Annotated in this window: 14 protein-coding genes; 3 read left to right on the top strand and 11 right to left on the bottom strand. The window is 61.5% G+C overall.

Going from position 1 to position 20,787, the window contains the following annotated elements; all coding sequences use genetic code 11:
* Positions 1–453: 453 nt before the first annotated feature.
* The 3 genes from ELEN_RS02585 to ELEN_RS02575 are packed head-to-tail and all read right to left on the bottom strand — an operon-like array spanning position 454 to position 4,934.
* Positions 454–1,353 (bottom strand): dimethyl sulfoxide reductase anchor subunit family protein, encoded by a 900-nt coding sequence (locus ELEN_RS02585; protein WP_041691699.1) that lies wholly within the window; start codon positions 1,351–1,353, stop codon positions 454–456.
* Positions 1,353–2,036: a 4Fe-4S dicluster domain-containing protein gene (locus tag ELEN_RS02580; RefSeq protein ID WP_009607966.1), complete on the bottom strand. Its 684-nt coding sequence runs from the start codon at positions 2,034–2,036 to the stop codon at positions 1,353–1,355. Before ELEN_RS02580 ends, ELEN_RS02585 begins: the two co-directional genes overlap by 1 nt.
* A 3-nt stretch (positions 2,037–2,039) precedes the next feature.
* Positions 2,040–4,934, bottom strand: a complete 2,895-nt coding sequence (locus tag ELEN_RS02575) for a molybdopterin-containing oxidoreductase family protein (protein WP_009608048.1) — start codon at positions 4,932–4,934, stop codon at positions 2,040–2,042.
* Between the two features lie 278 nt (positions 4,935–5,212).
* Between ELEN_RS02575 and ELEN_RS02570 the strand changes: the two genes are divergently transcribed.
* Complete coding sequence (locus ELEN_RS02570; RefSeq protein WP_015760019.1) at positions 5,213–6,694, top strand: helix-turn-helix transcriptional regulator; 1,482 nt, start codon at positions 5,213–5,215, stop codon at positions 6,692–6,694.
* A 233-nt stretch (positions 6,695–6,927) separates the two neighbouring features.
* On the opposite strand, the gene ELEN_RS02565 is transcribed toward ELEN_RS02570, so the two are convergent.
* The 3 genes from ELEN_RS02565 to ELEN_RS02555 are packed head-to-tail and all read right to left on the bottom strand — an operon-like array spanning position 6,928 to position 11,469.
* Positions 6,928–7,827, bottom strand: coding sequence for a dimethyl sulfoxide reductase anchor subunit family protein (locus tag ELEN_RS02565; protein ID WP_041691698.1), 900 nt, complete (start codon positions 7,825–7,827; stop codon positions 6,928–6,930).
* Positions 7,827–8,447, bottom strand: coding sequence for a 4Fe-4S dicluster domain-containing protein (locus tag ELEN_RS02560; RefSeq protein WP_009608020.1), 621 nt, complete (start codon positions 8,445–8,447; stop codon positions 7,827–7,829). Before ELEN_RS02560 ends, ELEN_RS02565 begins: the two co-directional genes overlap by 1 nt.
* A gap of 13 nt (positions 8,448–8,460) precedes the next feature.
* Complete coding sequence (locus tag ELEN_RS02555; protein ID WP_009608149.1) at positions 8,461–11,469, bottom strand: molybdopterin-containing oxidoreductase family protein; 3,009 nt, start codon at positions 11,467–11,469, stop codon at positions 8,461–8,463.
* A 210-nt stretch (positions 11,470–11,679) separates the two neighbouring features.
* Between ELEN_RS02555 and ELEN_RS02550 the strand changes: the two genes are divergently transcribed.
* Positions 11,680–12,609, top strand: coding sequence for a LysR family transcriptional regulator (locus ELEN_RS02550; protein WP_009608113.1), 930 nt, complete (start codon positions 11,680–11,682; stop codon positions 12,607–12,609).
* Positions 12,610–12,812: 203 nt separating this feature from the next.
* Here ELEN_RS02550 and ELEN_RS02545 read toward each other — a convergent pair whose 3' ends face one another.
* Genes ELEN_RS02545 through ELEN_RS02535 form a run of 3 tightly spaced genes read right to left on the bottom strand, consistent with a single transcriptional unit; the run spans position 12,813 to position 17,248 of the window.
* Positions 12,813–13,718: a dimethyl sulfoxide reductase anchor subunit family protein gene (locus tag ELEN_RS02545; protein ID WP_015760017.1), complete on the bottom strand. Its 906-nt coding sequence runs from the start codon at positions 13,716–13,718 to the stop codon at positions 12,813–12,815.
* The gene (locus ELEN_RS02540; protein WP_009608072.1) at positions 13,718–14,386 is read right to left on the bottom strand and encodes a 4Fe-4S dicluster domain-containing protein; all 669 of its coding nucleotides are present in this window, start codon (positions 14,384–14,386) and stop codon (positions 13,718–13,720) included. Before ELEN_RS02540 ends, ELEN_RS02545 begins: the two co-directional genes overlap by 1 nt.
* A 3-nt stretch (positions 14,387–14,389) precedes the next feature.
* Positions 14,390–17,248 carry a molybdopterin-containing oxidoreductase family protein gene (locus ELEN_RS02535; RefSeq protein WP_009607964.1) on the bottom strand — a complete coding sequence of 953 codons (2,859 nt, stop codon included), beginning with the start codon at positions 17,246–17,248 and terminating at the stop codon, positions 14,390–14,392.
* A 286-nt stretch (positions 17,249–17,534) separates the two neighbouring features.
* On the opposite strand from ELEN_RS02535, the gene ELEN_RS02525 reads away from it, so the two are divergent.
* Positions 17,535–19,094: a helix-turn-helix transcriptional regulator gene (locus ELEN_RS02525; RefSeq protein ID WP_009608065.1), complete on the top strand. Its 1,560-nt coding sequence runs from the start codon at positions 17,535–17,537 to the stop codon at positions 19,092–19,094.
* Positions 19,095–19,110: 16 nt separating this feature from the next.
* Here the strand turns inward: ELEN_RS02525 and ELEN_RS02520 are convergent, their stop codons facing one another.
* Both ELEN_RS02520 and ELEN_RS02515 read right to left on the bottom strand, forming a co-directional pair.
* Positions 19,111–19,902, bottom strand: coding sequence for a recombinase family protein (locus ELEN_RS02520; RefSeq protein WP_009608164.1), 792 nt, complete (start codon positions 19,900–19,902; stop codon positions 19,111–19,113).
* Positions 19,899–20,780, bottom strand: a complete 882-nt coding sequence (locus tag ELEN_RS02515) for a HipA domain-containing protein (protein WP_009608187.1) — start codon at positions 20,778–20,780, stop codon at positions 19,899–19,901. The genes ELEN_RS02520 and ELEN_RS02515 overlap by 4 nt, the downstream gene beginning before the upstream one ends.
* Positions 20,781–20,787: the final 7 nt, after the last annotated feature.

Here is a 20,787-nt window from a genome sequence, read left to right as displayed (position 1 = left end):
GGTCTGCTTTCTGCAACTTTTTCGACTTCGTGGCAAGCGGGGAGAAAGCCGACCAGGGGTTTCTCCCGCACGTGGCCGCCGGCTTCCGCCGGCGCGCTTTCTCGCGCTTGCGAAACGCCTGATGGGAGAACCGGCTTCGGGAGCCCGCTTGCCACGAAGTCGAAAAAGTCGCAGAAGAGGCGCCGGAACCCGCTCGGGAGCCCGGCCCCGGCCCTCCTCGAGGGCGATCCGTCGTTTGCAAGGGGGTGTGGGGAGACGAATCGCGCTCGAGGAGGGCCGGGAAATTGGGATGTTTCACGTGAAACATTCGTTCTTTTGTTGCCGATGTTTCACGTGAAACATTCTGCGTTGCCGCGCACGGGCGAGGAGGGGCGGGGGGGCTCCCCCCCTCTTGCGCCTGCGGAGGGGCTCGCCTGGTCGGCGGCGCCCCCGCAGGCGCGACCCGGGGACGCGCTAGTAGAACATGAACACGCTGAGCCCCAGGTTGTAGAAGGCCACGCGCATGCAGACGGCGCCGACGAGGGCGGCGATTATGGCGGCCGGGGCCCAGAGCTTCCAGCTCCCCGTGCGCCTGCCCATGAACGCGGCGGCCAGCGGCACGAACGCGCCGACGGCCACGGCGCCGAGCCATAGCAGCGGGGCCTGGGAGGCGACCGTCGCGGCGGCGTCGGCCATGGCCTTCGTCGGGTGCGTCGGGTCGAAGTAGAGGCCGACGTCGGCGAAGGAGCCGGCGGAGAGCTGGAGGAAGATCGCGAAGGCGAGGGCCGCGAGGGCGTTGAGGGCGGCGCCGGCGAGGGCCGTCCTACCTGCGGGGGCCCCGGCGTCGGCTGCGCGATCGGCGGGCTGGTCCCCGGGTCCCCCTGCAGCCAAGACCAGGAGGAAAGTCGCGGGGCCCAGGACGCAGGCGTTGCCGAGGACGTAGAGGATCCAGAGCACCGAGTCCCACGCCGGCCTCGCGGCCATCGTGTACGAGTGCGCCATGACGGCCACGAGCACCACCGACAAGGCGACGGCGACCCAGGCCAGCCACTTCGGCACGCTCGCGCCGTCGTCGGACTTGCGCATGAGCACGAGATACGCGACCGCGACGACCGCCAGCACCACGATCGCGATCAATTCCTGCGTGATCCCGCTCGTCAGGTGCCCGAACCCGTTGAAGATCCGCTCCCAGTGCTCCAGGTGGAAGAACACCGCGATCCCGCCGGCCGCGAGCAGCACCGCCGACGCAACCCAAGCCGGGACCTGCGCCTTCTTCCCGACGCCGAACACCGCCATCAGAGCCTGCGTCCCGAACAGCCCCGCGCTCCACGCCACCAGCGTGGTGAACAAAATCAAAGGCCATTGGAGTTCCATCATTCACCGCCTCCTTGCCACTTCTCGTTTCGCAGGATGTAGACGAAGCTGGGGGCGTTGCCCACGTCGGGAAGGTGGTACACTTCGTTCTCGTCGTAAGGCTTCACCGGATAGTCGCATGAGTCGCCTATCAAATCGCCCCACTTCATCCTGGCCTTCGCCTGCGCATCGTACGACGGGTCCTGCAGATCGCACCCCGGCGCCTCAAAGCTCTCGAGCCCCTGGTCCAAATCGCCGAAGAACCGAGCGCGACCGCCGCATTCGCTCACGCATTGCGGCAGCTCGCCCTGGGCGATCTTCTGCTCGCACAGCGTGCACTTCTCCACGACGCCCTCCTCCTCGTTCAAGTAGCGAACGCTGTACGGGCACGACATCGCGCAGAACTGGCAGCCGATGCACTTCGACTTGTCGATCTGCACGGTGCCGTCCTCCAGCTTGTGAGAGGCGCCGGTCGGGCACACCTTCACGCACTCGGGATTCTCGCAGTGTTGGCACTGCACGGTGAGGAAATAGGTGTACACGTCGGGCCATTGGCCGCCCTTGGTGCGCGGGTTCGGTCCGATGCGCAAGACCTTGTTCCAATACGACCCCACCGGCACGCTGTTCACCACCTTGCACGCTATCGAGCACGCAAGGCAGCCGACGCATTTGTTGAGATCGGTCAGAATCGCATAACGAGCCATAGGTCACTCCCTCCCCTCGTACAACGGTTGCCATTCCTTCAGGCGCGGATCGTCGCAGGTGTGGATGATGGGCGTCCCGTCGTCTCCGCACGGCACGGGGTTGCCGAACGGCGAATTCTCGGGCGTGGCCTTGTACACCTTCACACCGTAAGCACGCAGGTTCGACGACCCGATGATGCGATCTTGGGCATGGCGATCGATCAAACAGTTCACGCCGGACAATTTGAACCCGTGATCGGGCTGATTGAGCTCGGGGTACCACCATTGGTGCTCGGCGTTCACCACACCCGGGGCGATGCCGTAGTACAGATCGACCACTTCGCGAATCTTGTGCTGATCGGTTTCGATCCATACCCAATCCCCCTGCTCGAGACCAAGTCGCTCGGCGTCAACGGGATTCATCTCAAGCCGAGGAACGGGCCACAGCTCGCGGCACCATGGCAGCTGCCGGTGCTCGGAATGGAAGTAGGTTCCTTGACGACGCCCGGTGGTCATCAAGAACGAGTTGTCGTCCGTGAACAAATCGGGGTCGGCGACGGGGCCATGCGGAGCCTCCACGAATTTCGGGAACTCCTCGCCCTCGCCGGGCAACCATGATTCCAGCACCGTCGACCAGATCTCCTGCTTGTGCGTGGTCGTGTTCCAGCCTTGATGCTGGTTCGGATTGGGCGGGAACCCTCCGTTGATGTGGCCGTTTCCGGTTTGATAGCGCCGGTAGACGCCCCAATCGTCGGGCTTCTCCACCTTGGAATCGAACCAGCCCTTCTCTTGGAATTCCTTCTTGTAGTCATTCCAATCGGGAATGCGGAAGCTTTTGAGCGCAACGTTGTTGCACGCGTCCACGGCTTCATCCCCCTCGAGCCACGCCGCACCGTGATACTCCTCGTCGAAGTACGGGACCCCGGCGGCCTTATACAGGCCAACCACGATCTCCAGATCGTTCTTCGCTTCTCCGGGAGGCTCCACCGCTTTCACCGTAGCGCCGAACGCACCCGACGAGCCCTGGCTTTTGCGAATGCAATCGAGCTCCAGCCAATGAGCGGCGGGCATTGCGATATCGGCCATCATATCCACGCACGGGGTGTGCCACAGATCGATCGAGCACCAGAAGTCGAGCTTCTGAAGCTGCTCCGCGGCAAAGAGGGAGTTCGACTGGTTCATGAAGTCGCCCGTTTGCCCGATGCCGCACGTCACGTTATAAGGCTCGCCGCTCTCGATAGCGTCGTACACCGACGTCGCATCCGCCCAGCTGGGGTTGCAGTCCGAGCCGATCATCGGAAAACGCTCTTTGCCCAAAATCTTCTCGATGGTGTACTCGGTGGTTTTGCCGGAGTCGGGCACGCACATGCCGAGGTCGTAGACGGGCCAACCGGGAGTCGAGCCGCGCATGCCGCCCGGAGTGTCCATGTTGCCCGTTATGCCCGCCAGCAGGTCGCAGGCACGGTTGTTCTGCGTCGAATTGCACGCGTGTTCCAACGCCAGCATGTACTGGATTCCGCCATTGCCGTACCCGGTCGAAGGGTCGACGCGCGTTGCGTACGTGATGGCCGCCTCTTTTAGCACTTCGACGTCAACGCCCGATATCTCCGACACCTTTTCGGGAGTGTAGTCTTCCAAGAACTCGATATAGCGCTCCCACACCGTGCGCACGTGCACGCTGGAGCCGTCTTTCAACTCCACCTCGAAGCCGCCTTCGGGGGTATGCAGCGCGGGAAGCAGCCCGTCGGGAAACGGTACGTAGTCAAGCACGAAGCCCTGCGTCTGACCCGTCAGATCCAATCCCGGCTGATGAGCTTCTTTGCCCTCGGTTGCGGGAACCCAGTCCTCGCCCTCCCAGCCGGGGTTGTCGCCGCCGGCATCGTACCAGCTCAGCTCGTTTGTGATCTCGTTGAGCACCATGAAGCGGGTATCCGCCCCGCCCTCGACGAGGTCGGACTCTTTGAGAAGGCGCGTACGCACCTTGGCCGTCTGCGCGCTCGACGAGGAAGGGGTTGGCTCGAAGCTCTCATCTTCCACCACCAACATGGGAGCGTTCATCCACTTCCGTACGTACAAATCGTCGTACAGCTCGTTCTCGATGATCACGTTGGCCCAGCAGTTCGCCACTGCCCCATCGGTTCCGGGACGAAGGTTCACCCAGATATCCGCCTCTTTCCCCAAGTTCGTCTGGCGCGGATCGACCAGGATGTGCTTGTCGGCGCGCGTCGCCACGTCGACCGTGGTGCGACAGCTATCGTCGTAATTGGACAGCTCCGACGCGCCGCCCCATTGCACGTACACGCGCGGACGCCCCACCACTTCCATCCAGCTGTAGGCGTTCGAATCGTTCAGCTTCGTAGCGTAGAAGCGCGGGCCTTTGCATATCTCGTTGGCCTGTATGCCGTTCGGCGACCCGAAGCACTGCTTCAGCGCGCCATAAGGGCCCATGGCCCAGATACGCGACGTGCCGCCCATGAAGAAGCACGTCTCGTTGCCGTACTTTTCCTGGTTCTTATGGATTGCCTCGACGGTGGATCGATACGCCTCATCCCAGCTGATGCGCACCCAACCGGGCTCTTGCCCTTTGGGATTCGTGCGCTTGAGCGGGTACATGAGACGGTCGGGATGATACGCCGCCTGCAAGGACGCCTGCCCTTTCGCGCAATGGTTTCCCGCCGACTGGAAAGCGCTTTCATCGCCCTCCGTTTTGACAACCCGCCCATCCTGAACGGTCACCCAAACGCCGCACTCCATCTTGCCGCATCCGCGACAGGCCGAGCGTATGCGCTTGACTTCGCCCGACGAGGCAGCCGGCTCGGTATCCGCCAACGCCGACTGAGCCCCCGTGAAACCGGCGGCCGCAGCCGTCACGGCCATCACCTTCGCAAACGCACGTCGGGTCATGAGCAGTTCGCCCATTCCTCCTCCTTTCATCGTCCTCTCCGATGCGCTTCACCCTATGGATCCCGTCGCCGTCGCACATCGGCCTGGTCGCACGTTTTCGATCAAATCGGTATCGTGCGCATCGCACGATGGCCGTTCACCTGGAGAAACGCTGATCGCGTTTCCAAATCTCCCAGTCTTTTTGTCGCAATCGGAACTCGACCGGCACGAGAGCGCGGTACAATAGGCATCTCGGAGCCGTTCGCTTGCGGACGGCGGAAAGCCCGCATTCGGGGGGGGATGGGGACAAATCCATGGAGCCGGTCAATCCAAAAAGGGTCTTCCCAACAGCTGCAGAAATCACCGTAGGAGCAGCGCTGGGCTGCAACATCGCCTGGGTGTCGATGAGCTTCAAGAGCATGAGCCTGTTCGCAAGCTACCATCACGGCGAAAGCCTGCTCGATACCACCTACCTGATATCCATCATCGCCGTCACGTTGACGCTTGCGCTTGCCGGTATAGCCGACAGGGCTACGGGACGTTTCTTGAAATCCAAGCTGTCGCTTTACCTGCTCCCTTTCGGCGTGTGCGCGTCCACGCTGCTTATGCCGCTTGCGGGGTTCGAGGGAATCGCGGGCACCGCGTTCGTGAGCTTGGCGGGCGTTTTGTCGGGCGTGTTTTCGGGACTGTTCCTCATCAGATTCGGCATGAGCTTCAGCCTCCTGCCCATGCGCGCCATCGTGACGGGCGCCGCATCGGCCCACATCCTGTCGACGCTTCTTTTCGCCCTGTTCTTGCTGTTCTCGCCTTTCGAGGCATGCGTGTTTGCCGCCAGCATGCCCCTGATCGCAGCCGTATTGCTCGAGTTCGGCATGAAGAACATCGGGTTGGCGCCGCAGGAGGCGCCATGCCCGCTCGACCAGCAGACGCCCATCGAAGACCCGCTCGAGCGACGCGACTGGGCCCACCTCGTCACGAGGCTCGGGCTGTGCGCCCTTTTGGTGGGATTCGCGAACGAGGCCGTCCGAACCCTCTACATACAAATGGGCATCGCGAGCGTCGGAGGCACCGTCTACGCGTTCACCCAGGCCCTTGTCGCATTCGGAGTGACCGCCGGAGCGATCGCCATCGCGCTCATCCTTCTCAACTCAAGATCCGAGCGCATGGCGAAAAACTGCTACCACGCGATCGTCGTGTTCCTCGTCATCGGCGCGCTTCTGCTGCCGCTGCCTCTCGTATACCCCGATTCGTCGGCCTACCTTCCCTACGCCGCGAATGCGGCCGCCTACCAATGCTTCAGCTTGTTTATGTGGGTCATCGTGACGGGCATATGCAATCGATACGCGTCGGTCAGGATACGCACGTTTTCATTCGCGCGTGCCGCATGGGCGGTCGGACCGCTGCTGGGCATGCTGCTGGGCCGGTTCGTGCTTCACCAGCACGGCATCCAGCTTGCTTCAGCTTTTCCCATCATGCTGGTTTCGGCTTTGGTCATTCTGCTGGTGAGCAGCGCCGTGTTCACCGAATCGGATCTGCTGAAAGCGATGGACATCATTCCGCTTGAACGCAAGCGCCGCTTCCAGGAAAAATGCCTGAAGGTGGTCGATCGGTACGGTCTGACCGAACGCGAAACCGAGATTCTCATCATGTTCGCGAAGGGACGCAACCTGCCGTACGTGCAAGACCAGCTATGCCTGTCGAAGAGCACGGTTTCCACCCATCGCCAGCACATCTACCAAAAGCTGGGGATTCACTCCCAGCAAGAGCTGATCAACCTCGTGCAAGAAATCGACTGATACGACCCCGGCCCTCCGGGAGAGCGGTTCGCCGTTTGCAAGGGGGTATGGGGATGGCGAACCGCGCTCTCGGAGAGCCGGGGAGGGTGGAGGGAGCAGTGTTTCACGTGAAACATTCGTTCGAGAAACCCTCCCCCGTGCGGCGGCGGGGGGGGGATGCGCCCCGACCCCGTGCGCCTGCGGGGCGGCTCGCCTGGTCGGCGGCGCCCCCGCAGGCGCGACCCGGGGACGCGCTAGTAGAACATGAACACGCTGAGCCCCAGGTTGTAGAAGGCCACGCGCATGCAGACGGCGCCGACGAGGGCGGCGATTATGGCGGCCGGGGCCCAGAGCTTCCAGCTCCCCGTGCGCCTGCCCATGAACGCGGCGGCCAGCGGCACGAACGCGCCGACGGCCACGGCGCCGAGCCATAGCAGCGGGGCCTGGGAGGCGACCGTCGCGGCGGCGTCGGCCATGGCCTTCGTGGGGTGCGTCGGGTCGAAGTAGAGGCCGACGTCGGCGAAGGAGCCGGCGGAGAGCTGGAGGAAGATCGCGAAGGCGAGGGCCGCGAGGGCGTTGAGGGCGGCGCCGGCGAGGGCCGTCCTACCTGCGGGGGCCCCGGCGTCGGCTGCGCGATCGGCGGGCTGGTCCCCGGGTCCCCCTGCAGCCAAGACCAGGAGGAAAGTCGCGGGGCCCAGGACGCAGGCGTTGCCGAGGACGTAGAGGATCCAGAGCACCGAGTCCCACGCCGGCCTCGCGGCCATCGTGTACGAGTGCGCCATGACGGCCACGAGCACCACCGACAAGGCGACGGCGACCCAGGCCAGCCACTTCGGCACGCTCGCGCCGTCGTCGGACTTGCGCATGAGCACGAGATACGCGACCGCGACGACCGCCAGCACCACGATCGCGATCAATTCCTGCGTGATCCCGCTCGTCAGGTGCCCGAACCCGTTGAAGATCCGCTCCCAGTGCTCGAGATGGAAGAACACCGCGATCCCGCCGGCCGCCAGCAAGACGGCCGAGCAAACCCAAGCCGGCACCTGCGCCTTCTTCCCGACGCCGAACACCGCCATCAGCGCCTGCGTCCCGAACAGCCCCGCGCTCCACGCAACCAGCGTGGTGAACAAAATCAAAGGCCATTGCAGTTCCATCATTCACCGCCTCCTTGCCATTTCATATCGCGCAAGATGTACCTGAGCGACGGCTTATTGCCCACATCCGGCAGGCTATACACCTGATCATCCGAGAATGGCGATATATACTCGCCCAGTATCTCGCCGCGAGGCCCGACGAAACCTTCGATACCTTCGTCCGCATCGCCGAACCAGCGTGCCATACCGCAGCATTGACTCACGCACTGAGGAAGTTCGCCCTGAGCGATCTTCTGCTCGCACAAGGTGCACTTCTCCACGACGCGCTCCTCCTCGTTGAGGTAGCGCACCCCGTACGGGCACGACATCGCGCAGAACTGGCAGCCGATGCACTTCGACTTGTCGATCTGCACGGTGCCGTCCTCGGTCTTGTGCGAGGCGCCCGTCGGGCACACCTTCACGCATTCGGGGTTCTCGCAGTGCTGGCACTGCACATTGAGAAAATACAGCTCCACATCGGGCCATTGCCCACTGCCGCCTTCTCGAGGATTCGGGCCAATGCGCAATGTCTTGTTCCAAAACGAGCCCGTCGGAACGCCGTTGACTACCTTGCAGGCAACCGAACAGGCAAGACAACCTACGCAACGATCGAGATCGGTGACGATAGCGTACTGCGTCATAATTCCCCCTCTCCTACTCGAAGTGATCCGGATGGATGCCAGCAGCGCCGATTTCCCATAGCTTGAGGCGAGGATCAGAAGAGTCATGAATGATCTCAGTCCCATCGTTTCCGCAAGGGATAGGATTCCCAAAGGGGGAATTCTCAGGCGTGGCTTTGTACACCTTCACTGGATAGGTGCGCACATTCGACGATCCATTGTATTTATCCTGAGTCTTCCGATCGGTAATGCAATTGATGCATGACAACTCATATCCTTTGTCCGCTTGAGCCAACTCCGGATACCACCATTGATGCTCGGCGTTGATCATGTTCGGCTTAATGCCGTAATAGAGATCGACCGTCTGTCGCACCTTGCCCCAAGGGCTCTCGATCCAGGCCCAATCTCCTTGTTCGAGTCCAAGTTCAGCAGCCGTATCGGGATTGATCTCCATGCGAGGCACCGGCCAAAGCTCGCGACACCAGGGCAGCTGTCGGTGCTCGGAGTGGAAGTACACCGGTATGCGTCGTCCAGTGATGCAGGTAATGGGATACTCCTTGTACGTTTCCGCATCGACCACAGGGCCGTGTGCGGGCTCTGCATAATAAGGCAGCGCTTCGGAAGTGAACCCGGGTGCAAGCTCAGGGCCATCCGCCCCCTCCGGGAAGAACGATTCGATGGAAGTGCACCAAAACTCATGTTTCATCGTAGGTGTGGGGAACCCCGGTTTATTGATGTTCAGCTGAGCCGGTTGCTGATGGGGAGCCAACCGATACGCCTGCCCCACCTCGTATCGACGGTACGTGCCCCAGTCTTCCGGGATCTCGCGTTTCATGTTCCACCAACCGTGCTCTTGGAATGCAGCCTCCAACTCGTTCCAATTGTTGTATGGCGCGCATCCTTGGACACAGCACTGAATCGTGAGGTTTTCGATTTCGAGATCGGCATCAGGTTTGTTCTCGAGCCACGGATCGTCGCCGTCAAACGCTGGGACGCCGAAATACTTCGACAGCTCCATGAAGTACAACGGATCGCTTTTGCATTCGCCAGGAGGATCAACAGCTTTCACGCATAGGCCAAACCCACCGGATGCCCCTTGGGCAATGCGATACGCGTTGATCTCGGTCCAATGGCAGACCGGAAGGAGGATGTCGGCCGCACCTGAAGTAGGGGAATGCCACAGATTCGCCTCGAACAGAAAGTCGAGCATGTTGAGCGCTTCCCAATTGTACGTTGCGTTGCCCATGTTCATATGGTCGCCCGAGCCGATCATGCCACCATGAATCTCATAGGGCGCATCCGGCTCCTTGTGCGCGCATTCCATGGCGGCATTGGCATCGCACCACACACCGTACCAGTATAGAAGCGGCATCTTCTCATTTCCGGCCATCTTGAGCGACAAGTCGGGCGTGGGCATGAACGCGAATGCCGCCATCGACGGAAGCATGGCGCACGGACCCGACTGTTCGGTCCATCCGTTCGTCGCACCGCGCTGGCCGCCCGGCGTGTCGATGGCGCCTACCATTGCGCAAGCCGCCATAATGGCCCTGCAATTCTGCGTTGAGTTGCCCGCATGCTCCACGCCCAGACCGTAATTTATACCGCCGTTGGGTATGCGCGGGTCATCGCGCGTTGCCCATTCAACCACGGCGTCTTCGATAAGCTGGGCATCCACGCCCGTGATCTCCGACACTCGTTCGGGAGTGAATTGTTGCAGGTACTCAGCCCACAAATCCCATGCAGGACGGCCGATATGCGTACTTCCGTCCTTAAGCCTTACTTCGAATTCCCCGGTGAGCGCCGGATCGATACGCGGATCGAATTCCGACAGATCCGCGATCCAGCCAGCCACCTTCGATTCGTCGTCGCGAAGACGCGAAACGTCTTGCGTGAATCCAGAGGTTTGTTTTGTCCAGGTCTCGCCTTCCCAATGCGCGTCTTCGGGATCGGCTTGCCAATATGTCCAGCGCCGATTGATCTGATCGTACACAAGATAACGTTTTGGATTCCCCTCGCCTTCAATCTCCCAGTCAACCATAGAAGGATCTATGTCGGCTTCGGTCAGCAAACGCGTACGATATTCGTAGGGGCTTTTCGTGTTTTGAACCGCCTCGGTGTAGCCCGAAGGGTCCATATCGGGCACGACGATGAACGAGGCATTGGACCAGCGTTTCACGAACTGCCAATCCACCAGATCGTGCTTCAATATGATATGGCACCATCCTAGCGCCATGGCATTATCGGTGCCAGGTCGCAAGTTTAACCAATACTTCGCAGTGCGGCCAAGATTCGACAGGCGAGGGTCAACCACGATAAAAGCCTCAGCTTCGCGCGCCACATCAATTACCAAACGAGACGAATCGTCGTAATTCGAAACGGAGGGATCGGTAGCCCATTGGACGTATTTCGTCGAATGGTTTATCACCTCACTCCAAGACCACGCCTGAACGTTGTCGAGACGCGACGAAAAATGGCGCGGACCCTTGCACACTTGGTACGCCGCGATGATGTTCGGCGTACCGAACAGCTCAAGCGCCATGCCAGCATCGGACTGCATGCACCACTGTCGGCCCGTACCGCACCACGTGAACAAGCTTTCAGGACCGTACTTCTCACGCAACTGCATAATATTGTCCGCAATGGTCCGGTAGGCCTCGTCCCAGCTGATCCTCACCCAACCTGGATCTTCGCTGCCCTTCGGGTTCGTGCGCTTCATTGGGAACTTGATACGATCAGGATGATACGCAGCCTGAATGGACGCTTGCCCCTTGCTGCAATGATTGCCCATAGTGTTGAAGCAGGTTTCGTCACCTTCGGTTCGAACCACTTTGCCATCTTGGATGTACACCCACACACCGCATTCGACCTTTCCGCAGCCGCGGCAGCACGAGCGTATCTTCTTGATCCCCCGCTCGCCCGCCGTCCCCGAATTGCCATCGGTAAGCGCCACCGCAGGACGAGTTCCAACACCCATAGCGGCTATTGCGCCTGTCGCGGCGGCAAGCTGAGCGAACGCGCGCCTTGTCACGGTCGTCTTCCCCATACACCCTCCTTCTCTCAAGGCTTTCCTTAAACCTGAGTATGGCGAGCAGCCAAAGCATATGGAAATAATGAAAACGAACGTCGCAGGCCAACCGAGATGAAGGTGCATATCGTTATTCCGTTTTCTACCACAGACAATCCGGAAACGCGCGGACGCCGTCGACGTGATACCATGAAGCGGGGAACGCTCTAACGGGCGGAAGGGGATCCTATGAACATCGACTTCTATCGCGAGTTCATCGTTTTGGCGCGCTGCCTCAACTACACCGAAGCAGCTGAGAAGCTGCATATGACCCAGCCTGCGCTGAGCAAGCATATCGTTGCGTTGGAACGCGAGTTCGACGCCGAGTTATTCATCCGCGACCGAAGAACCGTGCAACTGAGCGAAGCAGGACGTATTCTGTTCGGATGCGCGATGGAGATGGTCGATGCATACGACAGGGCCCAAGCAGCCATAGCCACGGTCGTGAAAGAACGGCCCATCCGGGTAGACGGGATACTCTACGACAACACGGTGTCGAGCATCATCTCGCTGTCCACCGTGCTGCTCAATGACCAGCACCATGTACCCATTCTGTTTGAGCACCATCAGGATCGACCTCTGTTCGATCAGTTGGATCGAGACGAGGTGGATATGGTGTTCGCGTACGACGAGGCTCATGCGCTCGAAGAGCGAGGGCTGGTTTTCCGCCCGCTTGTTCAAACGCCATTTGTTGCCGTCGTTGATCGCGACCATCCACTTGCTGATCGCTCGGAAATCAGCATAGACGAACTAGCTGACGAGACGTTTATCCAGTTCATCGATGAATACTCCGTTTCGGGATGGAGACGGATCGAGCAGATATGCCACGAACACGGATTCGAGCCAAAAAAACGTCCCAAACTAGGGCGTGCCGTGACAAGCTATGCGACTACCTCTCCTGACGGCGGCGTGCTCATCTTGCAGAAGAATCTTCGGCAACTCAAATTTCTCGAAGATGTAAACCAAACCGTAAGCATCCCCATTTCGGACGAGGATGCGCATTTCATCATCTACTGCATCTACAAGCAGGAAAACGAAGAACGCCTCAAGCCGCTCATTGAAGCACTTGATGAATCACGCGAAATCATCATGCGCCACCGCCGAGACGAAAAAGCCTGAATCCGGGCCCTCCGGGAGAGCGGTTCGCCGTTTGCAAGGGGGTGTGGGGATGGCGAACCGCGCTCTTGGAGGGCCGGGGAGGGTCGTGCGCGCAGGGGAGGCCCCCGACCCGTGCGCCTGCGGGCGTAGCGCCCCGCCCCCGTGCGCCTGCGGAGGGGCTCGCCTGGTCGGCGGCGCCCCCGCAGGCGCTATCGGGGGATGCGCTAGTAGAACATGAAGACCGAGAGCCCCAGGTTGTAGAAGGCGACGCGCATGCAGACGGCTCCGACGAGGGCGGCGGCGATGGCGACCGGGGCCCAGAGCTTCCAGTTGCCGGTGCGCCTGCCCACGAAGGCGGCGGCCAGGGGGACGATCGCGCCGACGGCCACCACTCCCAGCCACAGGAGCGGGGCCTGCGCGCCCACGGTGGCCGCGGCGTCGGCCATGGCCCTGGTGGGGTGCGTCGGGTCGAAGTAGAGGCCGACGTCGGCGAAGGAGCCGGCGGAGAGCTGGAGGAAGGCGGCGAAGGCGAGGGCCGCGAGGGCGTTGAGGGCGGCGCCGGCGAGGGCCGCGAGACCCGCGGGGGCCCCGGCGCCGGCTGCGCGCTCGGCGGGCTGGTCCCCGGGTCCCCCTGCAGCCAAGGCGGAGAGGAGGAGGAACGTCGCCGGCCCCAACACGCAGGCGTTGCCGAGGACGTAGAGGATCCAGAGGGCCGAGTCCCAGGCGGGGCGGGCGGCCATCGTGTAGCTGTGCGCCATGACGGCCACGAGCACGACCGACAAGGCGACGGCGACCCACGCCAGCCACTTCGGCACGCTGGCGCCGTCGTCGGACTTGCGCATGAGCACGAGATACGCGACCGCGACGACCGCCAGCACGACGATCGCGATCAGCTCCTGCGTGATCCCGCTCGTCAGGTGCCCGAACCCGTTGAAGATCCGCTCCCAGTGCTCCAGGTGGAAGAACACCGCGATCCCGCCGGCCGCGAGCAAGACGGCCGAGCAAACCCAAGCCGGCACCTGCGCCTTCTTGCCGACGCCGAACACCGCCATCAGCGCCTGCGTCCCGAACAGCCCCGCCGACCAGGCAACCAGGGTGGTAAAGATAATCAAAGGCCACTGCAGTTCCATTATTCACCGCCTCCTTGCCACGTACGATTGCGCAGGATGTACACGAAGCTCGGGTTGTTCCCCACGTTCGGCAGGCGATACACATCGCTTTCGGCATACGACTCGATCTCGTCGACCAACTTCGCGCGACTCTGGACGGTCGCATCGTAGTCGACGTTCCTTGAAGCGATATCGATGGGAGCCGGGCCCTCGAAACCTGCGATCCCTTGCTCCAGATCACCGAAATAGCGCGCACGGCCGCCACATTGCGTGACGCACTGCGGCAGCTCGCCCTGGGCAATCTTCTGCTCGCACAAGGTGCACTTCTCCACCACGCGCTCCTCCTCGTTCAAATACCGCACCCCGTACGGGCACGACATGGCGCAGAACTGGCAGCCGATGCACTTGGACTTGTCGATCTGCACGGTTCCGTCCTCCAGCTTGTGCGAGGCACCGGTCGGGCACACCTTCACGCACTCGGGGTCGGCGCAGTGCTGGCATTGCACGGTGAGGAAGTACATCTCCACATCGGGGAACTCGGCGCCTTCGAACTTCGGATTCGGGCCGATGCGCAGCACCTTGTTCCAATACGACCCGATAGGAACGTCGTTCACCACTTTGCAGGTCACCGAGCATGCCAGGCAGCCTACGCACCGATTGAGATCGGTGGCAATCGCATACTGAGTCATAGCCTAGTCCCTCCCCTCGTAGTTCGGCAGCCATTCCTTCAAACGCGGGTCATCGGGCGACGTGATCATCTCGGTCCCGTCGACGTCGCACGGCACGGGATTGCCGAACGGCGAGTTCTCGGGCGTGGCTTTGTACACCTTCACGTTGTAAGCGCGCGCGTACGAAGATCCGCACAGAGGATCGCGCATGTCCTTGTTCACCAGGCAGTTGATGCTGATGAGGTCGAAACCCTTCGTCGCGCCGTGGAACTCGGGCAGCCACCACTGATGCTCGCAGTTGATGGTCCCCGGGCGGATGCCGTGATAGAGATCCGCCACTTGTCGCACCTTGCCGCGCTCTGTCTCGATCCACACCCAATCGCCCTGCTCTATGCCGAGCTCAAGCGCATCCTTCGGGTTGATCTCTACGCGCGGCACCGGCCACAGCTCGCGGCACCACGGCAGCTGCCGGTGCTCGGAGTGGAAGTACACGGGAATGCGACGGCCCGTCGTCATGATGTAGGGGTACTCCTGAGCCCGCTCAGGCTGCGCAACGGGACTCTCCGGGGGCTCGGAATACGTGGGAAGGTTGTACCGGCCGTCAGGATGGTACGTCTCGATGATGGTCGACCATATCTCCTGCTTGAGCGTGGGCGTCTGCAAGCCCGGCTTGCCATCGGAGCGGCAGTGGCCCGTTTCGTAGCGTCGGTAAGTGCCCCAGTCGTCGGGGTATTCCTTCTTGCAGTCGCGGAAACCGGTCTTCTGAAACTCCTGCTTCCACTCCTCCCAGGTAAGACCCATCGGCTCGCATGCCGCATCAAGCTCCTTGATGGAGTCCGGCCACGGATCGTCGGGGTCGGCGCTCCAGGGAATGCCCATGGCCTTGCACAGCTGGATGATGATGTCCACGTCGAACCAGCTCTCGCCGAGCGGCTCCACGCACTTGCAATGGCTTCCCTCCATGCCGCCAGACCCTTGGGAGCGGCGAGGGCAATCCACCTCGAGCCAATGGCGCGCAGGCAGCAGGATATCCGCCAGCTGCGACGTGGGCGTATGCCACAGGTCGATGTCCAGCAGGAAGTCCAGCTTCTTCAAGCCTTCCCAACCCCAAAGAGCGTTGGACATGTTCATCACATCGCCCGACTGGCAGACGCCGCCGTACAACGGGTACGGCGCCCCTTCGTTGTTGCACGCATCCCAAATGGCCGTCGAATCGGCCCAGATGCCGTGATGCTTGAGCAAAGGAATGTCCTCCACGCCCAGCACCTTGTCCCACAAGTCAGCCGACGCCATGGGCAGACCGCTGCCCATCATGGCGAACTCTTCGTCGAAAGTCGCGGCCGTTGCGCCGCGATTGCCGCCGGGGGTGTCGAAGTTCCCCGTGATCCCCACGATGAGATCGCAGATACGGCTGTTCTGGACCGAGTTGCACGCATGCTCGATGGCCAGCATGTACTGGATGCCGCCGTTGCCGTATCCGGTCGATGGATCGATAGGCGTCGCATAGGTGATGGCCGCCTCGCGCAAAGCATCAGCCGAAACGCTGGTGATCTCCTCCACTTTCTCGGGCGTGAAATCGGCTACGTAGTCCGAGAACGTTTGCCACACCGTTTTGCAGACCGAGGTCGAAGCGTCTTTCAGGGTGACTTCCACCTGCCCGAATATCTGAGGATCGATCTCCGGATCGAACCCGGTAGGATCGGGCACCCAACCTTGCGTCACGCCGGGTGCGAGGTGCTTTTGCCGCGCCTCCTTCCCCGTCAGCGTACGCGGCTGCTCGCCCTCCCAGTATCCCGTATCCGCATCGAAATACGTAAGCCGCTGGTTCAACTGATCGTAGACCATGAACCGTTTCGGACTGCCGTCTTCCTGCACATCGGATTCCTTGAGCAGGCGCGTTTTGATTTCTTCTGGACCGCCGGCACCCATCTGCTGCCAACCGGAAGGCTCGATATCCTCGCACACGAGGAACGGGCCGTTCGTCCACCGCTTCACCCAAAGCTCGTCGTACAGGTTGTTCTCCATGATCACGTTGAGCCAGCCGAGCCCCACCGCGCCGTCGGTGCCGGGACGCAGCGGATTCCATATGTCGGCTTCTTTGCCGAGGTTCGTCTGACGCGGATCGACGATGATGTGCTTGTCCGCCTTGACCGCAGCATCGACCGTCGTGCGACACGAGTCATCGTAGTTGGACAGCTCCGAAGCGCCGCCCCATTGCACGAACACGCTCGGCCGGTCGACCGTGGCCATCCAGCTGTACGCACGAGCCGACACCATACCGGTGGCCACATGGCGGGGACCCTTGCAAATCTGGTACGCCTGATGGGTGTTCGCCGTGTTCAGAATGCCCTGCATGCCGAGCGCGCTCGCCATGCAGTAGATGCGGCTGGTGCCGCACATCGAGAACATGGAGTTCCCGCCGCGCTGCTCCTTGATCTCGTTGAGCTTCGTGCCGGCTTCGGCGAGAGCCTCGTCCCAGCTGATGCGCACCCAACCCGGATCGTCGTCGCCCTTGGGATTCGTGCGTTTCATGGGATACGCGAGCCGATCGGGATGGTAGCACGCCTGCAGCGAAGCCTGCGACTTGCTGCAGCTGTTCCCCGACGACGCGAACGAGCTCTCGTCCCCCTCGATCTTGATGGCGCGGCCGTTCTCCACCGTCACCCACACGCCGCATTCCATCTTGCCGCACCCGCGGCACATCGTGCGAATACGCTGCACGCCGTCCGACGACGCAACCGTTCCGCTGTCGTGCTCTTCGGCAAGCGCCGCCGGCGCCGTTGCCGACGTCAGCGCAAGCGCAGCGCTCGTCACCCCTGCGAGCCTCATGAAGCTGCGACGGCTCATGGTGCCGAACGACCGCCTTTGCGTGGTGTTCGCCATAGCTCCTCCTCTGCCGGTTCCCTTTTCACCCGCACTCCAACGAGCGGGCCGGACCAAGCGTCCGTGCGAACCATGATGCAGATCGAGCGCGAGTTGAGCACCCCACCGCTGATGCGAACTCTGTTCAACCAGGTCAGAAACCCTACTATCGAGCTCATGAAAGACCTACCACCGAGAGTGGTATTTCGCCATCCGCCCGCCGCCGCGGTATCGGCGAATTGCTATACTGACGACAATGCTCGAACGAGCCTTATCGCCATGGGGATGTGAGTAAAAGGGGGTCCGCATGACAGACGAACGAGGATCGTCGCCGCTTGCGCTGGCGATTCGCGAGGTGCCGGGAATCGCGATCGCTTCGATCGGCTTCGGATGCGCGCTGCTCGCCATCGAAGGCGACCGCCTCTCGACGATCAGAACCGTCAATATCAGCGGCGACTACCACGCCGTCGCGTCGCTCGTATCGTTCCTTCTCCTGATCATGCTGGCTCTTGCGTATCGCAAGCTGGACGCGCCCACCCACGTTCCCGCCGCGATCGTCATCGGCGCAGGAGCGTTGATGTCGGCTTCCATGTTCGTCGTCTTGCAGCAAAGCGTATGGGAGGACAACCCCATCGTATCCTCCATCGCGCGCATCGTATTCGGGCTTGGAGAGGGCGTCATCCTGTTTCTCTGGATGAAAGCGCTCTTTCCCTACGGGGCGCGCGCCTGCGCCGCCGTGCTGGGCCTGGGAACGATCGTCGTTGCGGCAATGAACAGCCTCATCGCGTTTCTGAAGGTGGATGCCGCTTACGGCACGGTATCGCTGCTCCCCATCGTGTCGATGGTGCTGCTCTGCTATTTCAGGGAATACGCCCGTTCGCGCGCGCCGCGTGCGGATCGCGACGACATCCCGAGCGAGGATGCCTGCGCGAGCCCGGAGCGGAGCATGGTGGCGGGAATCGGCTGCCCCGATCGATCCCTCATCGTCCCCTCGGACCAGGCTCCTCGCGGTCGACGAGTATTCGTCGTGACGATGATGCTGTCGCTGGCTTGCTATGCCGTGGTGTTCGGACATATCCACTACCAATGGATTCCCCTGCAAGACGGCGGGACGGTATCGCTCATCATCCAGCTGGGCACGGCCGTGGGCACCGCATGCGGCGGAGCGGCCATCCTCGTGCTCGTCCAGTACTTCTGGAACAGGCGGAGCCTCGAGCTGTACAAGGTGTTCCTCATACCCACCGTGCTTCTTGCCTTGTGGCTGTCGTCCTTCGTGAACGAGACGTGGATATTCCTCTACCTCGTCTTGCTGAACATCACGCAGAAGCTGGTGTTCCTCTTTATCATGCTGGCCCCCTTCCTCATCGAAAGCAAACGACCCTACCTGATGCCCTGGTGCGTCGCGTTCCTCTCGTTCACCGCGGGCAAAGCGGCGAGCTCTCTTCTATTGGAGCATATGTCGCCCGACGTATTCGTGTCCAGCTCGGTCATCGCGCTTGTCGTATTGTTCGCCTGCGGAGCCATCACGTCGCTTTCGGGAAGCATCACCGACTACCACACGCCAATCCGCGGTCAATGGCCCGGCCCTGACGCACCCGACGTTCACGATGCGCTTCCCCACGCGAACAAGCTGCAGAACGCGTGCCATGCGCTCACCGACCAGTACCAGCTGACGGGGCGCGAGGAGGAGATCCTCGTATTGCTGGCACGCGGCCGCACCGCGCAGCATATCGCGGACACGCTCGTCATCACGCAGTCCACCGCGAAGACCCACCTTCGCAACATCTATGCGAAGATGGACGTCCACAACCAGCAGGAGATCCTCAATCTGGTCGAGCAGACCATCGACGAGCAGAAGAAGGCATGAGCATGCTGCACAGCCATTACCCTTGCAACCGAAGCTCTTTCAGTCTCCGGAAAAACGTCGAGACGCTCACGCCGAGCCGAGCCGCCGCCTCTTCGGCATCCAGCTCGCGCGCTTCATAGCTCGAAACCACCTCACGCAGCACAAGTTCGTCCATCGGCTTGCGCTTGCGGCCCTTGTACGCGCCCCGCTCGGCAGCCGCGCGCACGCCCGAGATGCGCTTCTCCTCGCGCGCGCGATACGCCTTCTCGTACATGGATAGAAGGACGTCGTGCAGCACCTTGCGCTCGCTGTCGGCAATAGGCTCGCCGTTCAGAAAGAGGGCATCGCCTCGGCACAGCGCCGAAAGCACCGCTCTTGCAGCCTGCTCGGAGTTCGCGGCGCCCGCGATCGCGTCGGCCACGTCGACATCGGCACCGACCTCGCGTTCTTCAAATGGCCGAACGTACAAGCCATCTCCTATGTAGCGCGTATCCGTCCTGATGAGCCATTCGATCTTGTCGAGGTACTCCATGCCGCATGCATCGAGGAGCTGCCACAAGCCCTCGCGGCTCTCGGACGGCGCCCGCTCGCTCACGAACGTCGGGGTGACGTTCTCGCGCACGTATTCCGTCTTGCGCAACGACAGGTCGTACCCCGGCACCCCCTGGAAAAGCGGGGGCTCGAGCAAATCGATCACCGGCCAATTCGGAACGAACGTATAGCGAAACGACTCGTCCTCGCGCACCAGGTACGTGATCGCCCCCACCTCGTATACCAGGCCCCCGGGACCATCGAGGCTGATCATCCCCGTAGTCGTCGATTCCCTCATGCGCCCCTCCTCACCAGGTCCGAATAGGGGGCTTCCAGAATGACCCGATAGCGCGCATCGAGCATATGGCAGTAAAACTCCTTGCGCCGATCGCTTATGTTCGGAACGGATCGCACGAGCTGATGAGCCGCTTCCAAATCCATACGCTCCATGACCTCTCGCAGGGCTCGATTACACTCGTCGAATTCCAAGCTGGACACGACGTCGTAGTACGAGCTTTTCCGCCCGCGCAACCGGATTTGAGAAGTGGGGAACCCGTATACGCGCTTCGCCGTCTCGTCTTCCGATTCCATGACGCGCTCCATCTCGTCCTCGTCGACAAGCGCGGGGAACAGGCACGAGCCGTTATCGAAGGTCGGCGCGAGCGAATAAGCTCCGTTCCGCTTGACGAATCCCCAGTTGGCTCCATGCCGGTCGAAATTTCCGAGGAGCGCATCGACAACGAACATCTCCCAGAACATTGCGATCGTCCCCGATACATCGACGAGCTTCGAATTGTCGCGAAGCATCTGCATGATGTCCGCGTATTCGTATTGATACCGTTCCTTATCCTGGTCGAGCGTGCTCTCGCCCACATCGTTGAACGGGACGAACTGTTCGCCCGCGCCTACGAAGCTCTTGCAGGCAACCACGTCCTCGCCCTCGAATGTGCCGAGGAAGGTCTTTTGGGCATCGAATCCAAGCAGCTCGAAGATATGCGAGCCGAGGTATTCGGAAACGTGGTTGTACCTCATGCCGAAAGGCGTGCGTTTGCGAAATTTGAGCATGTAGTCACTGAAGGTTCCGTCGCCGTTGGGAACAAGGATGGATTCCTTGCGCTCCGAGCCTCCGTAGTTTATCCAGCCGCGCTCATAGAGGGAGAAATCGATCAGTTCCATGTGTCAA

Origin of the sequence: Eggerthella lenta DSM 2243 (assembly GCF_000024265.1) — a bacterium.
Lineage (GTDB): Bacteria > Actinomycetota > Coriobacteriia > Coriobacteriales > Eggerthellaceae > Eggerthella > Eggerthella lenta.
The sequence above is the reverse complement of the archived record's forward strand: the minus strand, read 5'-3'. Positions and strand labels throughout refer to the sequence as shown.